Origin of the sequence: Stenotrophomonas sp. TEPEL, from assembly GCF_004348785.1 — a bacterium.
Taxonomy (GTDB): Bacteria; Pseudomonadota; Gammaproteobacteria; order Xanthomonadales; family Xanthomonadaceae; genus Stenotrophomonas; species Stenotrophomonas indicatrix.
In genome coordinates this window covers 1,086,355-1,103,170 of sequence record NZ_QQXJ01000001.1, presented here as the reverse complement: position 1 = coordinate 1,103,170, position 16,816 = coordinate 1,086,355, and the positions used below count along the sequence as shown (strand labels likewise).

Genomic DNA, 16,816 nt, shown 5'->3' with positions numbered 1-16,816 from the left:
CGGCTTATTCGTAGCCGAAGGCCTTCAGCGCGGCCTCGTCATCCGACCAGCCCTCACGCACGCGCACCCAGGTTTCCAGGAACACCTTGGCCCCGAACAAACGCTCCATCTGCAGGCGGGACTTGGCCCCGATCTCCTTCAGGCGGGTGCCGCCCTTGCCGATCACGATCGCCTTCTGGCCTTCGCGCTCGACCCAGATCACCGCACCGATGCGCAGCAGGTTGCCGTCCTCGGTGAAGCGCTCGATCTCCACTGTGGTGGCGTACGGCAGCTCTTCGCCCAACTGGCGCATCAGCTGTTCACGCACCAGTTCGCCGGCCAGGAAGCGCTGGCTGCGGTCGGTGATCTCGTCCTCGCCGAACATCGGCGGGGCTTCCGGCAACAGCGCCAGCACGTCACGGACCAGGGCTTCCAGGCCGTTGCGCTTCTGCGCCGAAATCGGATGCACCGACGAGAAATCACGGCCGGCGGTCACTTCCTGCAGGAACGGCAGCAGTGCGCCCTTGTCCTTCATGCGGTCGATCTTGTTGACCACCAGCACCACCGGGATACCCGCGTCGCGCAGCACGTTGAAGGCCAGACTGTCTTCTTCGTCCCAGCGACCGGCTTCGATCACCAGCAGGCCGGCGTCGACGCCTTCCAGCGAGCCGCGGGCAGCGCGGTTCATGACCCGGTTCATCGCCCGCTTCTGCACCTTGTGCAGGCCGGGCGTGTCGACCAGCACCAGCTGCCCTTCCGGGTAGGTGGCGATGCCCAGCAGGCGGTGACGGGTGGTCTGCGGCCGGTTGGACACGATGCTGACCTTGGCCCCGACCAAGGCATTGGTCAGGGTCGATTTGCCCACGTTGGGGCGGCCGATGACGGCCACGCTGCCGCAATGATGGGGAGTTTGTTCGCTCACTTGGAATCCAGTTGTTCAAGGACGGCCGCAGCCGCTTGTTGTTCGGCAATCCGCCGCGAGGAGCCTTCGCCCTCGGTGCTGGCGGCGGGGTCGGCTACGTTGCAGCGTACCCGGAAGTGTTTGGCGTGGTCGTCACCGGATTCTGACACCAGTTCGTACTGCGGCAACGCCTTCTGTCGGCCCTGCAGCCATTCCTGCAGGCGGGTCTTGGGATCCTTCTCCGGCCGCCCGGTGGCCGGCAGCGCCTCCATCGAGGCGGCAAACCACGGCAGGACCTTCGCCCGGCAGGCTTCAAAGCCGGCATCCAGGTAGATCGCCGCGACCACGGCCTCCAATGCATCGGCCAGGATCGAGTCGCGGCGATGGCCGCCGGACTTCATTTCACCAGGCCCCATCGTCAGCCGGTCACCCAACTGCAGGGCACGCGCGATCACCGCCAGCGCACCCTCGCGCACCAGCTCGGCGCGGGCGCGGGTCATCGCGCCTTCGTCCGCCTTGGGCCAGCGCAGGTACAACGCCTCGGCGACCATCATGTTGACGATGCTGTCGCCAAGGAACTCCAGCCGCTCGTTATGCGGCGCGCCGGCACTGCGATGGGTCAGCGCCTGCTTGAGCAGGTCTGGATCGCGGAAGGCGTGACCGATCAGGTCTTCACGTTGGAAAGATTTATTCGGCACCGCTACGGGTCAGGTCCTGGGAAGAATCGAATTTGCCAACCACATCCAGGTTGCCGACCAGCGGGCGGCGCACTTCGTAGTTGACCTTGAGGGTCCAGCCGTTGTCGCGGCGATCAAACTTGACGTTGGCCGGCTTCACGTTGTCCGAGTAGTTGATGTACAGCCGCTTGAAGAACAGATCCTGGATGTTGGCCGGCGCCATGCTGCCGATGCCCGGTTCCTTGGCCAGGCTCTTCATTGCCGAGCGCACCGCGTAATACTCCTGGTACATCGGGAACAGCTTCATGCCGATGTAGAGGAAGAAGCCGACCACGATCAGGACTACCAGGAACGAGGTCAGGGTCATGCCGCGCTGCGTGTTCATCGTCTTCATTGCGTTCTCCCCAGATACGCGAGTGGATGTGAAATCAGTTGATGCTCGAGCCGATCCGCGACGGTTCGAAGCCGTCCTTGCAGAACCAGCCCTGGCAGTTCAGCCAGATCAGGAATGCCTTGCCGCGCAGGTTCTCTTCCGGCAGCAGGCCCCAGAAACGGCCGTCGTCGCTGTTGTCGCGATTGTCGCCCATCACCAGGTATTTGCCAGCCGGCACGGTCCACTGGCCCTGGCCACGCGGATAATCGGTCTCCAGCACGGTGTGGGTACGGCCCGGCAGGTGCTCGACCAGCAGGTTGGCGCCCTCGCCCTGGCCCTTGTGACCGGCGTAGATGCCCTTGTTGTCGTACTTCAGCGGTTCGCCGTTGAGGATCACCCCGTCGCCTTCAAACACGACAGTGTCGCCCGGCACGCCGATCACGCGCTTGATGAAGTTCTCGCCCTTGGCCGGGTCATTGTCGCCATGGCCGGGGAAGTGGAACACCACCACGTCACCACGTGCCGGATCGCCGACCGGCACGAAGCGGGTGTTGGTGATCGGCAGGCGCAGGCCATAGGAAAACTTGTTGACCAGGATGAAATCGCCGATCAGCAGGTTCGGCATCATCGAGCTGGACGGGATCTTGTACGGTTCGGCGATGAAGCTGCGCACGATCAGCACGATCGCCAGCACCGGGAAGAACGCTCGCGAGTAGTCCACCAGCACCGGCTCGGTGTCGAGCAGGCCGGCGCGCTGGGCGCGACGCTTGGCCAGGTACAGCTTGTCGGCCAGCAGGATCAGGCCGGAGGCCAGGGTCAGCACGACCAGGAGGATCTCAAACAGTTTCATTCAGGGTCCTTTGCAACGTCACCGGACGATCGGCCCGAAGGCCGGTTTCGGGGCTTATTTGTTGTCCATCTGCAGCACGGCCAGGAACGCTTCCTGCGGAATTTCCACGCGGCCGACCTGCTTCATGCGCTTCTTGCCTTCCTTCTGCTTTTCCAGAAGCTTCTTCTTGCGCGAAACGTCGCCACCATAGCACTTGGCCAGAACGTTCTTGCGCATGGCCTTGACCGTGGTGCGCGAGATGATCTGCGAGCCGACGGCGGCCTGGATGGCCACGTCGAACTGCTGGCGCGGGATCAGGTCCTTCATCTTTTCGCACAGCTCGCGACCGCGACGATCGGCATGGCTGCGATGCACGATCAGCGACAGCGCATCGACCTTGTCGCCGTTGATCAGCACGTCCACGCGCACGAACGGACCGGCATCAAAGCGAACGAAGTGGTAGTCCAGCGAGGCATAGCCACGGCTGACCGACTTCAGCTTGTCGAAGAAGTCCAGCACCACTTCGGCCATCGGCAGCTCGTAGCTGATCTGCACCTGGCTGCCCAGGTAGTTGATGCCGATCTGGCTGCCGCGCTTTTCTTCGCACAGCTTGATGATGTTGCCGATGTACTCCTCGGGGGTGAGCACGTTGGCGCGGATGATCGGCTCGCGGATCTCCTGCACATGGTTCACCGGCGGCAGCTTGGCCGGGTTGTCCATGTTGATGATCGTGCCATCGGTCTTCAGGACTTCATACACCACCGTCGGCGCGGTGCTGATCAGGTCCAGGTTGTATTCGCGCTCCAGGCGCTCCTGCACGATTTCCATGTGCAGCATGCCGAGGAAGCCACAGCGGAAACCAAAGCCCATCGCTTCGGAGCTTTCCGGCTCGAAGCGCAGCGCGGCATCGTTCAGGCGCAGCTTGTCCAGCGCTTCGCGCAGGTCCGGGTAGTCCTCGGCATCGACCGGGAACAGGCCGGCGAACACGCGCGGCTGCATTTCCTGGAAGCCGGGCAACGGCTTCGGTGCCGGGTCGCCGGCCAGGGTCAGGGTGTCGCCCACGGGAGCGCCGTGCACGTCCTTGATGCTGGCGGTGACCCAGCCCACTTCGCCCGCACGCAGTGCCGGCAGCACCTTGCGCTTGGGGGTGAACACGCCGACGTTGTCGACCTGGTGGTTGCGGCCGGTGGACATCACCTGCAGCTTGTCACCGGCCTTGATCTCGCCCTGCATCACGCGCACCAGCGAGACCACGCCCAGGTAGTTGTCGAACCACGAGTCGATGATCAGCGCCTGCAGCTTGTCGGTATCGCGCGGCACCGGCGCCGGGATGCGATGCACGATCGCTTCCAGCACGTCCTGCACGTTCAGGCCGGTCTTGGCGCTGACTGGCACGGCGTCGCTGGCATCGATGCCGATCACGGCCTCGATCTCGGCCTTGGCGCGCTCGATATCGGCGGTGGGCAGGTCGATCTTGTTGATCACCGGCACCACTTCCAGCCCCTGCTCAACGGCCGTGTAGCAGTTGGCGACGGACTGCGCTTCCACGCCCTGGGCCGCATCGACCACCAGCAGCGCGCCCTCGCAGGCGGCCAGCGAGCGGCTGACTTCATAGGAGAAGTCGACGTGGCCGGGGGTGTCGATGAAGTTCAGGTGGTAAGTCTGGCCGTCCTTCGCCACGTACGGCAGCGACACCGACTGCGCCTTGATGGTGATGCCACGCTCACGCTCGATCGGGTTGGAGTCGAGCACCTGCGCTTCCATCTCGCGGGCCTGGAGGCCGCCGCAGAGCTGGATGATGCGGTCGGCCAGCGTGGACTTGCCGTGGTCGACGTGGGCGATGATGGAGAAGTTGCGGATGTTCCGCATCGAATCAGAGGACATAGAGAGGTGGCGGCGGCGCGCGGCGTCGTCAGGGTAACGGTCGATTATCGCATGCCCGGAGGGCCGCCGCGTGGTTGGCCTGCCGGCACGGCCCCGGAATGGCCGAAGCCCCGCCAGGGCGGGGCTTCGGGGACACCACGAGGGCCGCCGGGAAGGCGGCCATCGGTTGTTACGGGCCGGCCTTGACCGCGACAAAGGCGCTGTTGCCGCTGCCGGTACGGACCAGCAGCATGACCACATCGCCCTTCTTGTAGCCGGACAGCGCACGGTTCAGGGCTTCAACGCTGCCGACCGGAGTGCTGGCCACCTGCAGGATCACCATGCCACCGGACAGGCCGGCATCACGGGCGCCCTCGCCCTTCACGGCGGTGATGCGGACACCTTCGCCCGCCTCCAGGCCCAGCTGCTTGCGCTGCGGTGCAGTCAGGTCGGCAACATCCAATCCCAGCAGGGCATTGGCGCCGGTCTGCGGAGCCGCGGTGTCATTGCCGGCGGACGGGCTGCGGGCACTGCCCTGCGCGTCCTCGGCCAGAGCGGTCAGGGTCGCGCTCAGGTCACGCGGCTTGCCATCGCGGATCACGCCCAGGGTGACGCGGCTGCCCGGTGCCATCGCACCGATCAGCGGCGGCAGATCGGACCAGCTGTTGACCGGCGCTCCGTTCACCGTGCGGATCACGTCACCGATCTTGACCCCGGCCTTGGCCGCAGCGCTGTCCGGCACGATCTGGTTGACCAGCGCACCCCGGCTGTCGGGCAGGCCCATCGCCTGCGCCTTCAGGCCGTCGATTTCCTGCACCACCGCGCCGAGCTGGCCACGGGTGACCTTGCCGGTCTTCTTGATCTGCTCGACCGCGCTCATCGCCAGATCGATCGGGATCGCGAAGCTGATGCCCATGTAGCCACCCGAAGCGGAGAAGATCTGCGAGTTGATGCCGACCACTTCACCACGGGTGTTCAGCAGCGGGCCGCCGGAGTTGCCCTGGTTGATCGCCACGTCGGTCTGGATGAACGGCACATAGCGCTGGTCCGGTCCACCGGTGTTGCGGCCGAGGGCGCTGACCACGCCAGCGGTAACCGAGTGGTCGAGGCCGAACGGCGAGCCGATCGCGACAACCCACTGACCGGGCTTCAGGCTGTTGGAATCCCCCACGCGCACGGTCGGCAGGTTCTTGCCGTCGATCTTCAGCAGGGCGACGTCGTACTGCTGGTCGCTGCCGATCACCTTGGCGGTGAACTCGCGACGATCGCCGAGCTTGACCTTCACTTCGCTGGCGTCGGCGACCACGTGGTAATTGGTCAGCACGTAGCCGTCAGGCGAAATGATGAAGCCCGAGCCCATGCCGCGGCCCTTGATGCTGGGGCCGCCGTCCTGCCCGCCAGGGCCCTGCCCGGGCATCGGGAAATCCGGGCCGAAGAAGCGGCGGAAGAACTCGGGCATCTCGTCATCACCCGGGCCCATGCCGCCCCGCGCCTGGCGGGTGCTGCGGACGATGGTGGTGTCGACGTTGACCACACCGGGGCCGACCTGCTCAACCAGGTTGGTGAAGTCAGGCAGCCCACTGACCAACGGCTGCGCCGGTGCGCGTGGGGCCGCAGCAGCAGCGGCGGCGGCCTGCGGCTGGGCGGCAGGCGCCGCCGGTTGGGCACAGGCCACCAGCGGCAGGGTCAGGGCGAACAGGCCAATGGCATGCGTGCGGAGTCGGGGAGTCATCGGACGGCAACCTCCGGGTCGGATGGAAAAGGAAAGAAGCGCCCCGCCGACGGCGGGGCGTGGAACGGTACCCGGCTCAGTCGCGCGGGCGTTGCGACGCCGGCAGGTCGTCCTGCAGGCGTGGCTCGAATGGATAGAACGCGGCGCCACCGGCATGGGCCGGGAAACTGGCATTGAGGGCGCCGCCGGCGGCGGGCGCCAGGCTGGAGCGCGGCCACGGCCGTGCCTGCAGGTTGCCGACCTCGCCAAAGGGCAGAGTGCGCGCGCTACCGGCGGGCATGGTCGGGGTCAGCGGCGCCTGGCTGGCAACCGCGCGCAGCGGTGCGTCATCGCGCTGGGCCACGCGTGCGGCCTGCTGGCTGCGGGTGGCGCTGGCGCGGCGCACATCCTGACGACGGCTGGCAGCGGCCATGGCCACCGCCGGCACGCTGGCCACGGTCATCGCAGCAGTGTCCACCGACGCCTCGGTGACGGCAGCCGGTTGCTCCGATGCCGGCGGCAACTGCGCCTGGCTGGCGATCACCTGTGGTGTGGAGACATCCACCGGCGGCGCCTCCTGCAGTTTTTCGCGGCCGACGAACAGCGCCACGGCGGCAACCGAAGCGGCCAGCGCACCGCCGCCCCATGCACGCCAACCACTACGGCGGGCCTGACGCTTGGGCTCGGCCAGCGGTGCGGGCTCGGCGGCGATGGCGGCAGCCACGGCGGCGCTGAAACCGGCCGGTGCCAGCAGCGACGCCTGGCCGCGCATGACATCACCCAGCAGCTGCCAGCGTTCCTGGCAGCCAGCCAGTTCCGGATCATGTTCCATGCGGCGCACCAGGAAGCGCGCCTCGTCTGCCCCCAGCTCGCCGTCGACCAGCGCCGACAGCTGCTGGCGATGGCGTTCGTCCAGGCGTTGCCCGGCGGGAGACTGGTGGTTGTGCGATTCGTTGTTCGGAATGCGGGTCATATACGGCTCTTCTCGCGGGTGGCACTGCCGATGTCCAGCAGCGGCCGGAGTTCGGTGTCGATCGCCTCGCGCGCCCGGAAGATCCGTGAACGCACGGTGCCGATCGGGCACCCCATCTTCTGCGCGATTTCCTCGTAGCTCAGGCCTTCCACCTCGCGCAGGGTGATCGCCGACCGGAGTTCTTCCGGCAGCGCGTTGACGGCCTTCATCACCGTCTGTTCCAGTTCCTGGCGCATCAACTCGCGCTCGGGCGTATCGGTGTCGCGCAGGCGCGTGCCGGTGTCGAACTGCTCGGCGTCGCCGATGTCGATGTCATCGGTCGGCGGGCGGCGGTTGTGCGAAGCCAGATGGTTTTTGGCGGTGTTCACAGCGATCCGATGCAACCAGGTTGAGAACTGGGCGTCGCCACGGAAGCTTCCAATCGCACGGTACGCACGTATGAAAGTGTCCTGGGCCACGTCCTGACATTCACTCCAGTCGGCGATGTAGCGACCGACCAGGGCCACGACCCGATGCTGGTACTTGCGCACCAGGACATCGAAGGCGGCACTCTCGCCGTGCTGCACGCGCCGGACCAGTTCCAGATCCAGCTCCTGAGGTGTATCAACATCGGCCATGAGGGGCCGCACTCCTGTCAGCCCAACCGACGTCGGGCAATGAGACTGCCAATCCCGGGAAAAGTTCAGTCGCCGATCACCTGGCGCCGCACCAGCTTTTAACCACCGTTCCGTTAACGTTCCGATCCAAGGCCTGCGATCCGGGGCGCCATACCCCTGCTATTGGGATTTGACGCGGGGGAAACAACCTCTGGATCATAGCCCCCTTCTCCATACACAACCGGATGGAACGTCCATGCTCTCAAGCTTCGATGGTCTCCGCTTCAGCCACTGGCACCCCGAGATCCGCGACGATGGCGTGGTGGTCCTCTCCCTGGATCGTCAGGACAGCAGTGTCAACGCAATGTCGCAGGATGTGCTGCTGGAGCTGGGCGACCTGCTGGAGCGCATCGCCATGGACCCACCGAAGGGCGTGGTGATCCAGTCCCTCAAGAAGGCAGGCTTCATCGCCGGTGCCGACCTGAAGGAGTTCCAGGAGTTCGATCGCCGCGGCACCGTCAACGACGCCATCCGCCGCGGCCAGTCGACCTACCAGAAACTGGCAGAACTGCCCTGCCCGACCGTGGCCGCCATCCATGGCCATTGCCTGGGCGGCGGTACCGAGCTGGCCCTGGCCTGCCGTTATCGCGTTGCATCCAATGACAGCTCCACCCGCATCGGCCTGCCGGAAACCCAGCTGGGCATCTTCCCGGGCTGGGGCGGCAGCGCGCGCCTGCCGCAGCTGGTCGGCGCGCCGGCGGCAATGGACATGATGCTGACCGGACGCACGCTGTCGGCCTCGGCCGCACGCGGCATCGGGCTGGTCGACAAGGTGGTGGCACCGGCCGTCGTGCTCGATACCGCCGTGGCGCTGGCACTGTCCGGCACCACCCGCCCGTTCAAGCAGCGTGCGCTGGCCTGGGCGACCAATACCTGGCCGGCACGCCAGCTGCTGGCCCCGCAGATGGTCAAGCAGGTCGCACGCAAGGCGAAGAAGGACCAGTACCCGGCGCCGTATGCGTTGATCAGCACCTGGCAGCGCAGCGGCGGCAAGCCGGTGCAGGCACGCCTGGATGCCGAACGACGCGCCGTGGTGAAGCTGGCCAGCACGCCGACCGCGCGCAACCTGATCCGCATCTTCTTCCTCACCGAACGCCTGAAGGGCCTGGGCGGTGGCGATTCCGGCATCCGCCACGTGCACGTGGTCGGTGCCGGCGTGATGGGCGGTGACATTGCTGCGTGGGCCGCCTACAAGGGTTTTGAAGTGACCCTGCAGGACCGCGAGCAGCGCTTCATCGACCCGGCCATGGAGCGTGCGCAGACATTGTTCGCCAAGAAGGTGCGTGACGAGAGCAAGCGCCCGGCCGTTGCCGCGCGCCTGCGTGCGGACCTGGAAGGCAATGGCGTGGCGCAGGCCGATCTGGTCATCGAAGCGATCATCGAGAACCCGGAAGCCAAGCGTGCGCTGTACCAGACGCTGGAACCGAAGATGAAGCTCGACGCGTTGCTGACCACCAACACCTCCTCGATTCCGCTGGTGGAGCTGCGCGATCACATCCAGCGCCCGGCGCAGTTCGCCGGCCTGCATTACTTCAACCCGGTGGCCCAGATGCCGCTGGTGGAGATCATCCATCACGACGGCATGGCGGCCGAAACCGAGCGTCGCCTGGCTGCCTTCTGCAAGGCGCTGGGCAAGTTCCCGGTGCCGGTGGCCGGCACGCCCGGTTTCCTGGTCAACCGCGTGCTGTTCCCGTACATGCTGGAAGCGGCCACCGCATACGCTGAAGGCATTCCGGGCCCGGTGATCGACAAGGCGGCGGTCAAGTTCGGCATGCCGATGGGCCCGATCGAACTGATCGACACCGTGGGCCTGGACGTGGCCGCTGGCGTAGGCAAGGAACTGGCCCCGTTCCTGGGCCTGCAGATTCCGGCGGCGCTGCAGACGGTGGAACCGGACAAGCGCGGCAAGAAGGATGGCCAGGGCATCTACACCTGGGAGAACGGCCGGGCCAAGAAGCCGGACGTGGCGCGCGACTACCAAGCGCCTGCCGACCTGGAAGATCGCCTGATCCTGCCGTTGTTGAACGAGGCGGTGGCGTGCCTGCACGAAGGCGTGGTGGCCGACGCGGACCTGCTGGACGCGGGCGTGATCTTCGGTACCGGCTTCGCACCGTTCCGCGGCGGTCCGATCCAGCACATCCGTGCGGTGGGTGCCGATGCCATCGTCGAGCGCCTGAAGGCGCTGCAGCAGCGTCACGGCGACCGCTTCGCCCCGCGCCCGGGCTGGGACAACCCGGTCCTGCGCGAACCGGTGGTTTGATCGGCCGGGCCTGCGGCCCGGCACCCGCAGAGGCAACAACAACAACAGCTACAGCAAAAGCCAGAGCCACAGCGGCTCTGGCTTTTCTGTTTGTTGGGCGGAGCGGTGTGGGTTGGCAGGACACGCCGTAAACCCATCCATGGGGGCTCGATGGCGCCATNNATGGCGCCAACGGTCCTGCCCACCCACACCGCGATCGAGCTTACATGGACGTACTTGCAGCGTCCCCTGCGCCCCCCACCCGCCCGGCCAAGCGCGGCTTTTGCTTCTGCTTCTGCCTTCAGCGACCAACCCACAGCCACGAGGGGCTGCGCCGTTGGCTGGAACAACCTGTTACCCGGACGGGGAATGTCACCGCCACCACCGCATGCGATGCTGACCGCCTTGATCCCTGCCAGCGAGAACGCCCGCATGACCATCATCATCGCCCCGCGCGTGCACGACATCGGCGGCCTCGAAGTGCGCCGCGCCGTGCCCACCCTGCAGGCCCGCAGCATCGGTTCGTTCGTGTTCGTCGACCAGATGGGCCCGGCACTCATGCACCCCGGTACCGCCATCGACGTGCGCCCGCACCCGCATATCGGCCTGGCCACCGTCACCTACCTCTGGTCCGGTGCCATCGGCCACCGCGATACGCTGGGCTCGGACCAGGTGATCCGTCCCGGTGACGTCAACTGGATGACCGCCGGCCGCGGCATCGCCCATTCCGAGCGCACGCCGCAACCGGACCGCGACCATGACAACCCGATCCACGGCATGCAGACCTGGGTTGCGTTGCCAAAGTCGCATGAGGAAATCGAACCGGCCTTCTACCACCATGCCGCCGCCACCCTGCCCGAGCAGCGCCGCAACGGCGCTTGGCTGCGCGTCATTGCCGGACGCGCCTATGGCGAGGAGTCGCCGGTCAAGGTGTTCGCCGACACGCTCAACGTGGCGATCGACCTGGACCCGGATGCGGAGATCGACATCGATGATGGTCACCGCGAACGTGCGCTGTACATCCTCGAAGGCCAAGCGCAGCTGGATGGTGTGGACATCCCCGCCCAGCACCTGGTGATTCCCGAAGCCGGTGCGCGCGGCCGCCTGCGGGCGAAGACGCCGGTGAAGGCGATGCTGTTCGGCGGCGAACCGCTGGATGGCCCACGTCATCTGTGGTGGAACTTCGTGTCCAGTTCGAAGGAGCGTATCGAGCAGGCCAAGCACGACTGGGAAGCCGGCCGTTTCGGCACCATTCCCGGCGACGACAAGGAATTCATTCCCCTGCCCCAGCATTGAGCATCGCGTGTTGCACACATCCGAAGGTGTATCCCTGCACCCGGCGTTGACGCTACAGTCACCCGCTGATCACTGAAATGTGACATAAATCACACTTTAGACCGTCAAAGGAGTGCAACACATGAGCATGGGTAAACGCTTGTCCGCCGAGTTCCTCGGCACGTTCTGGCTGGTTCTGGGTGGCTGTGGCAGTGCGGTGCTGGCCGCCAAGTTCGGTGGCGACGGCAATCCGCTGGGTATCGGTTTCCTCGGCGTGGCCCTGGCCTTCGGCCTGACCGTGGTAACCGGCGCCTACGCGTTCGGCCATATCTCCGGTGCGCACTTCAATCCAGCGGTCAGCGTGGGCCTGTGGGCCGGTGGCCGCTTCCCGACCCGGGACCTGGTGCCCTACATCATCGCCCAGGTGGCCGGCGGCCTGCTGGCCGGCTTCATCCTGCTGCAGATCGCCTCCGGTGCCAGCGGCTTCGCCATTGATGGCAGCCAGGCCGGTGCGTTCGCCAGCAACGGTTATGGTGCGCTGTCGCCCGGCGGCTACAGCGTGGCGGCCGCATTCCTGTGCGAAGTGGTGCTCACGGCCGTGTTCCTGATCGTGATCATGGGCGCGACCCATGGCAAGGCCCCGGCGGGCTTCGCGCCGCTGGCCATCGGCCTGGCCCTGACCCTGATCCACCTGATCAGCATTCCGGTGACCAATACGTCGGTGAACCCGGCCCGCTCCACGGCGGTGGCCTTCTTCGCCGGCAGCGGCGCCACCGGCCAGCTGTGGCTGTTCTGGATCGCCCCGCTGCTGGGCGGTGCGATCGGCGGCATCATCTACAAGTGGATCGGCAACGACCGCTGAGCCATGACCGTGCCATTGCGGCCGGCCCCCGGCCGCAATGGTTGCGGATGTAACCGCGATTTGTGCGATCGCTCACGTTCCGTTAAGGTCTGGTCATCCGCCCGTGCTTTCGCCGGGCAGGACGGCATCCGGGGATGGGATGCCTCGACCGCCGGTGTCACCGGCGGTGCCAACGACACGCCACCTTGGGGGATGCATGAAGTTCGCGCCTGTTGTTCTGTCGAGCCTGTTGTTCGTTGCGGCGTCTGCCTGCGCGCAGGCCCCGATCGACTGTCCTTCGTTGCCCGCCAGCAGCGGCCTGCAATGGCAGCAGCAGGCCCAGTCCGGCTTCCTGGTCTGCCGCGCGGCCACCAGTGACGGGCGCGAAGTACTGAGCCTGATGCTCAGCCAGCGCGATCCGGGCATTCCGCTGACCCGCTCGCTGCGCCAGGAAAAAGGCAGCTTTGCCGGTGAATCGATGTACTGGTACCAGCCGGATCTTGGCGGCCAGCAACCGCCGGGCTATGCCGAGCGCCGCATCAGCGTGGTCAAGCTGGACAAGGGCCGCTACGCGCAGATCGCGCTGTATCCCGACAGCCCTCAGGAACTGGGCACGCTGCAGCAGCTTGCGCAGGGCATGAACCTGACGCCCTCTGCCGTGGCCGACGGCCGCTGAGGGCTGCGGGGATGACTGCCTGGCAGCATTCCCGCACTTCCACCCGATCCATCGGTAGCGCCGGGCCATGCCCGGCGGTTTTTGGCCGTGCCGGCTCTTCTGGAGATCCGCCGGGCATGGCCCGGCGCTACCGATGTGCTGTGGGCACGGCCCGGCGCTACCAATGTGCTGTGGGCATGGCTCGCGGTGCGACCTCAGAACCTGCCTTCCTGGAAATCGACGAAGGCCTGCATCAGCTCTTCGCGGGTGTTCATCACGAACGGGCCATGACGCATCACCGGCTCGCGCAGCGGACGACCCGCCACCAGGATCAACCGCGCACCGCCGCTGCCTGCCGACAGATGCAGCTGCTCGCCGCCGCCCAGCACCGCCAGTTCCTGCCGCGCCACGTCGCGCGCCGCATCCTGCTCGCCCACCGTCAACCCGCCTTCGAAGACGTAGACGAACGCGTTGTGGCCTTCGGGCAGCACATAGGTCCAGGCGCGGTCGGCGGCCAGTTCGATATCCAGGTACAGCGGATCGGTCGCCGGCTGGGCGATCGGCCCCGCCGTGCCCTCGACCGTGCCGGCGATCACCTTGACCTGCACGCCCTCGGCCGGCTGCACCACCGGGATCTTCCCGGGAGCGAATTCCTGGTACTTCGGCGCGGTCATCTTGTCGCGCGCCGGCAGGTTCACCCACAGCTGGAAGCCGCGCATCTGCCCGCTTTCCTGCTCGGGCATCTCCGAATGCACCAGGCCACGGCCAGCCGTCATCCACTGCACGCTGCCCGGGGTCAGCAGGCCCTCGTTGCCGTGATTGTCGCGATGCCGCATGCGGCCATCGAGCATGTAGGTGACGGTCTCGAAACCACGATGCGGATGCTCGGGAAAACCGGCGATGTAGTCCTCGGCGCGATCGGTGCCGAATTCATCGAGCAGCAGGAACGGATCGAGGTCGGGCAGCGACGGGCCGCCGATGACCCGGGTCAGGCGAACACCGGCACCGTCGGAGGTGGGCATGCCACGGATGGTGCGCAGGACGCGGACCGGCTCGGGAAGGCTCATGGTGACTCCTGTTGGGTGGATGCCGGTAAAAATGGACGCTGCAGTGCGCAACGCCAATGGATGCCGTCGCAACCGATTGTTCCATCCCTGGTGTTCGCCGCGCGTCATGTCCGCACGCCGGCATCGTCTGCGTTGTCGGCTGCGAGGGAACATCGCCACCTGCCACACCCATGTACGACCAAAGTACTACTGCACAATGGTCCCGTGCACATTGACCCTGCCAGGGGCACGCGGGACTCTTTGCCTGTCTTTCCGGGAGAGAGCACCTCATGAAAGGTTTTTCCAAAATAGGCTGGGCGGCCCTCGCCCTGCTCGGCGCGTTCTGCCTGGGCACGGTGGCGCTGCGGCGCGGTGAGCACATCAACGCGTTGTGGATCGTGGTCGCGGCGGTATCGCTGTACCTGGTCGCCTACCGCTTCTACAGCCTGTTCATCGCCGACAAGGTGATGCAGCTCGATCCGACCCGGGCCACCCCGGCGGTGATCAACAACGATGGCCTGGACTACGTACCGACCAACAAGCACGTGCTGTTCGGCCACCACTTCGCCGCCATTGCCGGTGCCGGCCCGCTGGTCGGCCCGGTGCTGGCCGCGCAGATGGGCTACCTGCCCGGCCTGCTGTGGCTGGTGGTCGGCGTGGTGCTGGCCGGTGCGGTGCAGGACTTCATGGTCCTGTTCCTGTCCAGCCGCCGCAACGGCCGCTCACTGGGTGACCTGGTGCGCGAGGAGATGGGCCAGGTGCCCGGCACCATCGCGTTGTTCGGTGCCTTCCTGATCATGATCATCATCCTGGCCGTGCTGGCGATGGTGGTGGTCAAGGCACTGGCGGAAAGCCCGTGGGGCATGTTCACGGTGATCGCGACGATGCCCATCGCGATCCTGATGGGCGTCTACATGCGCTACATACGGCCGGGCAAGATCGGTGAGATCTCGGTGGTGGGCCTGGTGCTGCTGCTCGCCGCGATCTGGTTCGGTGGCAAGGTGGCGGCAGACCCGACCTGGGGCCCGGCGTTCACCTTCACCGGCACCCAGATCACCTGGATGCTGATCGGCTACGGTTTCGTCGCCTCGGTGCTGCCGGTCTGGCTGCTGCTGGCACCGCGCGACTACCTGTCTACCTTCCTGAAGATCGGCACGATCATCGCCCTGGCCATCGGCATCCTGGTGGTGATGCCGGAACTGAAGATGCCGGCGCTGACCCAGTTCGCGGCCAGCGGCGACGGCCCGGTGTGGAAGGGCGGCATGTTCCCATTCCTGTTCATCACCATCGCCTGCGGTGCAGTGTCGGGTTTCCATGCATTGATCTCTTCGGGTACCACACCGAAGCTGCTGGCCAATGAAGCGCACATGCGCTACATCGGCTACGGCGGCATGCTGATGGAATCGTTCGTGGCCGTGATGGCGCTGGTGGCGGCCTCGATCATCGATCCGGGCATCTACTTCGCGATGAACAGCCCGGCAGCGGTGATCGGTGCCGATGCAGCGTCGGCGGCGCACTACATCACCAATACCTGGGGCTTCACCATCACCCCCGAACAGCTGACGGCCACGGCGGCAGCGATCGGTGAGCCGACGATCCTGCATCGTGCCGGTGGTGCACCCACCCTGGCGGTGGGCATCGCGCAGATCCTGCACGAGGCGATCCCCAGCAGCAGCGACGCGATGATGGCGTTCTGGTACCACTTCGCCATCCTGTTCGAAGCGCTGTTCATCCTCACCGCGGTGGATGCGGGCACACGTGCCGGTCGTTTCATGCTGCAGGACCTGCTCGGCAATTTCGTGCCGGCGCTGAAGAAGACCGAGTCGTGGACTGCCAACATCATCGGCACTGCCGGCTGCGTGGCGCTGTGGGGCTACCTGCTGTACACCGGCGTGGTCGATCCGTTCGGCGGCATCCAGACGTTGTGGCCGTTGTTCGGCATCTCCAACCAGATGCTGGCGGGCATCGCGCTGATGCTGGGCACGGTGGTGCTGTTCAAGATGAAGCGTGACCGCTACGCGTGGGTCACCGCGGTACCTGCGGTGTGGCTGCTGATCTGCACCACCTATGCCGGTTTCATCAAGATCTTCGACAGCAATCCGGCGCAGGGCTTCCTGGCACAGGCACACAAGTTCCAGGACGCGTTGGCCAGCGGTACGATCACCGCACCGGCCAAGTCGGTCGCGCAGATGCAGCAGATCGTGGTCAATGCCTACGTCAATACCGGCCTGACCGCGCTGTTCCTGCTGGTGGTGGCGTCGGTGCTGGTGTATTCGATCAAGACGATCGTGGCGGCGCGCCGCAATCCGCAGCGCAGCGACCGCGAGACCCCGTACGTGGCGCTGAAGCCGCATGAAATGGTGGACCTGTAATGAGTACACAACTGGTTCCGGTGGGGCAGTACCAGGCGCATCGCCGGATCTGGCGACGCCTGGTGCAGACGGCACGGCTGTGCTGCGGCATTCCCGACTACGACAACTATGTGCGGCATGTGCGGGAGAAGCATCCGGACCGCGAGCCGATGGACTACAAGACGTTCTTCCGCGAGCGGCAGGAAGCGCGGTATGGCGGGCGCAACGGTGGTCGCTGCTGTTGAGGTTCCCGGTGGGTGCCGGGCTTGCAGCCCGGCGCCCGCGGAGGCAACGGCAACGGCAACATCAACTGCAACCGCAACTGCTGGAGCGTCGGCTCTGGGGTTCTGTGGGTTTGGCGGGGCGGTGTGGGCTTGCAGGACACGCCGTAAACCCGTCCATGGGGGCTCGATGGCGCCATCCATGGCGCCAACGGTCCTGCAAGCC

At 66.1% G+C, this 16,816-nt stretch carries 15 protein-coding genes; 6 read left to right on the top strand and 9 right to left on the bottom strand.

The annotated features are described in order from the left end of the window. Positions 1-4: 4 nt before the first annotated feature. The 8 genes from era to rpoE form a co-directional block, all read right to left on the bottom strand. Positions 5-901, bottom strand: coding sequence for a GTPase Era (gene era, locus TEP_RS04855; protein ID WP_025877117.1), 897 nt, complete (start codon positions 899-901; stop codon positions 5-7). Continuing rightward, positions 898-1,578: a ribonuclease III gene (gene rnc / locus TEP_RS04850; protein WP_132824470.1), complete on the bottom strand. Its 681-nt coding sequence runs from the start codon at positions 1,576-1,578 to the stop codon at positions 898-900. The genes era and rnc overlap by 4 nt, the downstream gene beginning before the upstream one ends. Next, positions 1,568-1,951: a DUF4845 domain-containing protein gene (locus TEP_RS04845; RefSeq protein ID WP_132824469.1), complete on the bottom strand. Its 384-nt coding sequence runs from the start codon at positions 1,949-1,951 to the stop codon at positions 1,568-1,570. Before TEP_RS04845 ends, rnc begins: the two co-directional genes overlap by 11 nt. Before the next feature lie 34 nt (positions 1,952-1,985). Then, positions 1,986-2,780, bottom strand: coding sequence for a signal peptidase I (gene lepB / locus TEP_RS04840; protein ID WP_025877111.1), 795 nt, complete (start codon positions 2,778-2,780; stop codon positions 1,986-1,988). A gap of 54 nt (positions 2,781-2,834) precedes the next feature. Continuing rightward, positions 2,835-4,628: a translation elongation factor 4 gene (gene lepA, locus TEP_RS04835; RefSeq protein WP_049465871.1), complete on the bottom strand. Its 1,794-nt coding sequence runs from the start codon at positions 4,626-4,628 to the stop codon at positions 2,835-2,837. A 184-nt stretch (positions 4,629-4,812) separates the two neighbouring features. Next, on the bottom strand, positions 4,813-6,354 hold the full coding sequence (locus TEP_RS04830; protein ID WP_132824468.1) for a DegQ family serine endoprotease: 1,542 nt from the start codon (positions 6,352-6,354) through the stop codon (positions 4,813-4,815). Between the two features lie 76 nt (positions 6,355-6,430). Beyond that, complete coding sequence (locus TEP_RS04825) at positions 6,431-7,306, bottom strand: sigma-E factor negative regulatory protein (protein WP_132824467.1); 876 nt, start codon at positions 7,304-7,306, stop codon at positions 6,431-6,433. Further along, entirely contained in the window at positions 7,303-7,923 is a 621-nt protein-coding gene (gene rpoE, locus TEP_RS04820; RefSeq protein ID WP_032977088.1) for an RNA polymerase sigma factor RpoE, read from the bottom strand. Before rpoE ends, TEP_RS04825 begins: the two co-directional genes overlap by 4 nt. 235 nt (positions 7,924-8,158) lie before the next feature. Between rpoE and TEP_RS04815 the strand changes: the two genes are divergently transcribed. The 4 genes from TEP_RS04815 (at position 8,159) to TEP_RS04800 (ending at position 12,993) form a co-directional block, all read left to right on the top strand. Next, entirely contained in the window at positions 8,159-10,222 is a 2,064-nt protein-coding gene (locus TEP_RS04815) for a 3-hydroxyacyl-CoA dehydrogenase NAD-binding domain-containing protein (protein WP_132824466.1), read from the top strand. A 411-nt stretch (positions 10,223-10,633) separates the two neighbouring features. After that, on the top strand, positions 10,634-11,497 hold the full coding sequence (locus TEP_RS04810; RefSeq protein ID WP_132826451.1) for a pirin family protein: 864 nt from the start codon (positions 10,634-10,636) through the stop codon (positions 11,495-11,497). A gap of 121 nt (positions 11,498-11,618) precedes the next feature. Continuing rightward, the gene (aqpZ, locus tag TEP_RS04805) at positions 11,619-12,338 is read left to right on the top strand and encodes an aquaporin Z (RefSeq protein ID WP_132824465.1); all 720 of its coding nucleotides are present in this window, start codon (positions 11,619-11,621) and stop codon (positions 12,336-12,338) included. A gap of 196 nt (positions 12,339-12,534) precedes the next feature. Beyond that, a complete protein-coding gene (locus TEP_RS04800; RefSeq protein WP_132824464.1) occupies positions 12,535-12,993 on the top strand; it encodes a hypothetical protein in 459 nt (152 codons plus the stop codon). Positions 12,994-13,187: 194 nt separating this feature from the next. Here TEP_RS04800 and TEP_RS04795 read toward each other — a convergent pair whose 3' ends face one another. Then, the gene (locus TEP_RS04795; RefSeq protein ID WP_132824463.1) at positions 13,188-14,039 is read right to left on the bottom strand and encodes a pirin family protein; all 852 of its coding nucleotides are present in this window, start codon (positions 14,037-14,039) and stop codon (positions 13,188-13,190) included. A 269-nt stretch (positions 14,040-14,308) separates the two neighbouring features. Between TEP_RS04795 and TEP_RS04785 the strand changes: the two genes are divergently transcribed. Both TEP_RS04785 and TEP_RS04780 read left to right on the top strand, forming a co-directional pair. Further along, positions 14,309-16,390 (top strand): carbon starvation CstA family protein, encoded by a 2,082-nt coding sequence (locus TEP_RS04785; RefSeq protein ID WP_025877093.1) that lies wholly within the window; start codon positions 14,309-14,311, stop codon positions 16,388-16,390. Further along, positions 16,390-16,614, top strand: a complete 225-nt coding sequence (locus tag TEP_RS04780; protein WP_025877091.1) for a CstA-like transporter-associated (seleno)protein — start codon at positions 16,390-16,392, stop codon at positions 16,612-16,614. Before TEP_RS04785 ends, TEP_RS04780 begins: the two co-directional genes overlap by 1 nt. Positions 16,615-16,816: the final 202 nt, after the last annotated feature.

Coding starts and splice junctions, on each gene's coding strand:
- lepA (WP_049465871.1), bottom strand. CDS start 4,628: ATGCGGAACATCCGCAACTTCTCCATCATCGCCCACGTCGACCACGGC.
- TEP_RS04815 (WP_132824466.1), top strand. CDS start 8,159: ATGCTCTCAAGCTTCGATGGTCTCCGCTTCAGCCACTGGCACCCCGAG.
- TEP_RS04795 (WP_132824463.1), bottom strand. CDS start 14,039: ATGAGCCTTCCCGAGCCGGTCCGCGTCCTGCGCACCATCCGTGGCATG.
- lepB (WP_025877111.1), bottom strand. CDS start 2,780: ATGAAACTGTTTGAGATCCTCCTGGTCGTGCTGACCCTGGCCTCCGGC.
- aqpZ (WP_132824465.1), top strand. CDS start 11,619: ATGAGCATGGGTAAACGCTTGTCCGCCGAGTTCCTCGGCACGTTCTGG.
- TEP_RS04810 (WP_132826451.1), top strand. CDS start 10,634: ATGACCATCATCATCGCCCCGCGCGTGCACGACATCGGCGGCCTCGAA.
- TEP_RS04845 (WP_132824469.1), bottom strand. CDS start 1,951: ATGAAGACGATGAACACGCAGCGCGGCATGACCCTGACCTCGTTCCTG.
- rpoE (WP_032977088.1), bottom strand. CDS start 7,923: ATGGCCGATGTTGATACACCTCAGGAGCTGGATCTGGAACTGGTCCGG.
- TEP_RS04825 (WP_132824467.1), bottom strand. CDS start 7,306: ATGACCCGCATTCCGAACAACGAATCGCACAACCACCAGTCTCCCGCC.
- TEP_RS04830 (WP_132824468.1), bottom strand. CDS start 6,354: ATGACTCCCCGACTCCGCACGCATGCCATTGGCCTGTTCGCCCTGACC.
- TEP_RS04800 (WP_132824464.1), top strand. CDS start 12,535: ATGAAGTTCGCGCCTGTTGTTCTGTCGAGCCTGTTGTTCGTTGCGGCG.
- TEP_RS04780 (WP_025877091.1), top strand. CDS start 16,390: ATGAGTACACAACTGGTTCCGGTGGGGCAGTACCAGGCGCATCGCCGG.
- TEP_RS04785 (WP_025877093.1), top strand. CDS start 14,309: ATGAAAGGTTTTTCCAAAATAGGCTGGGCGGCCCTCGCCCTGCTCGGC.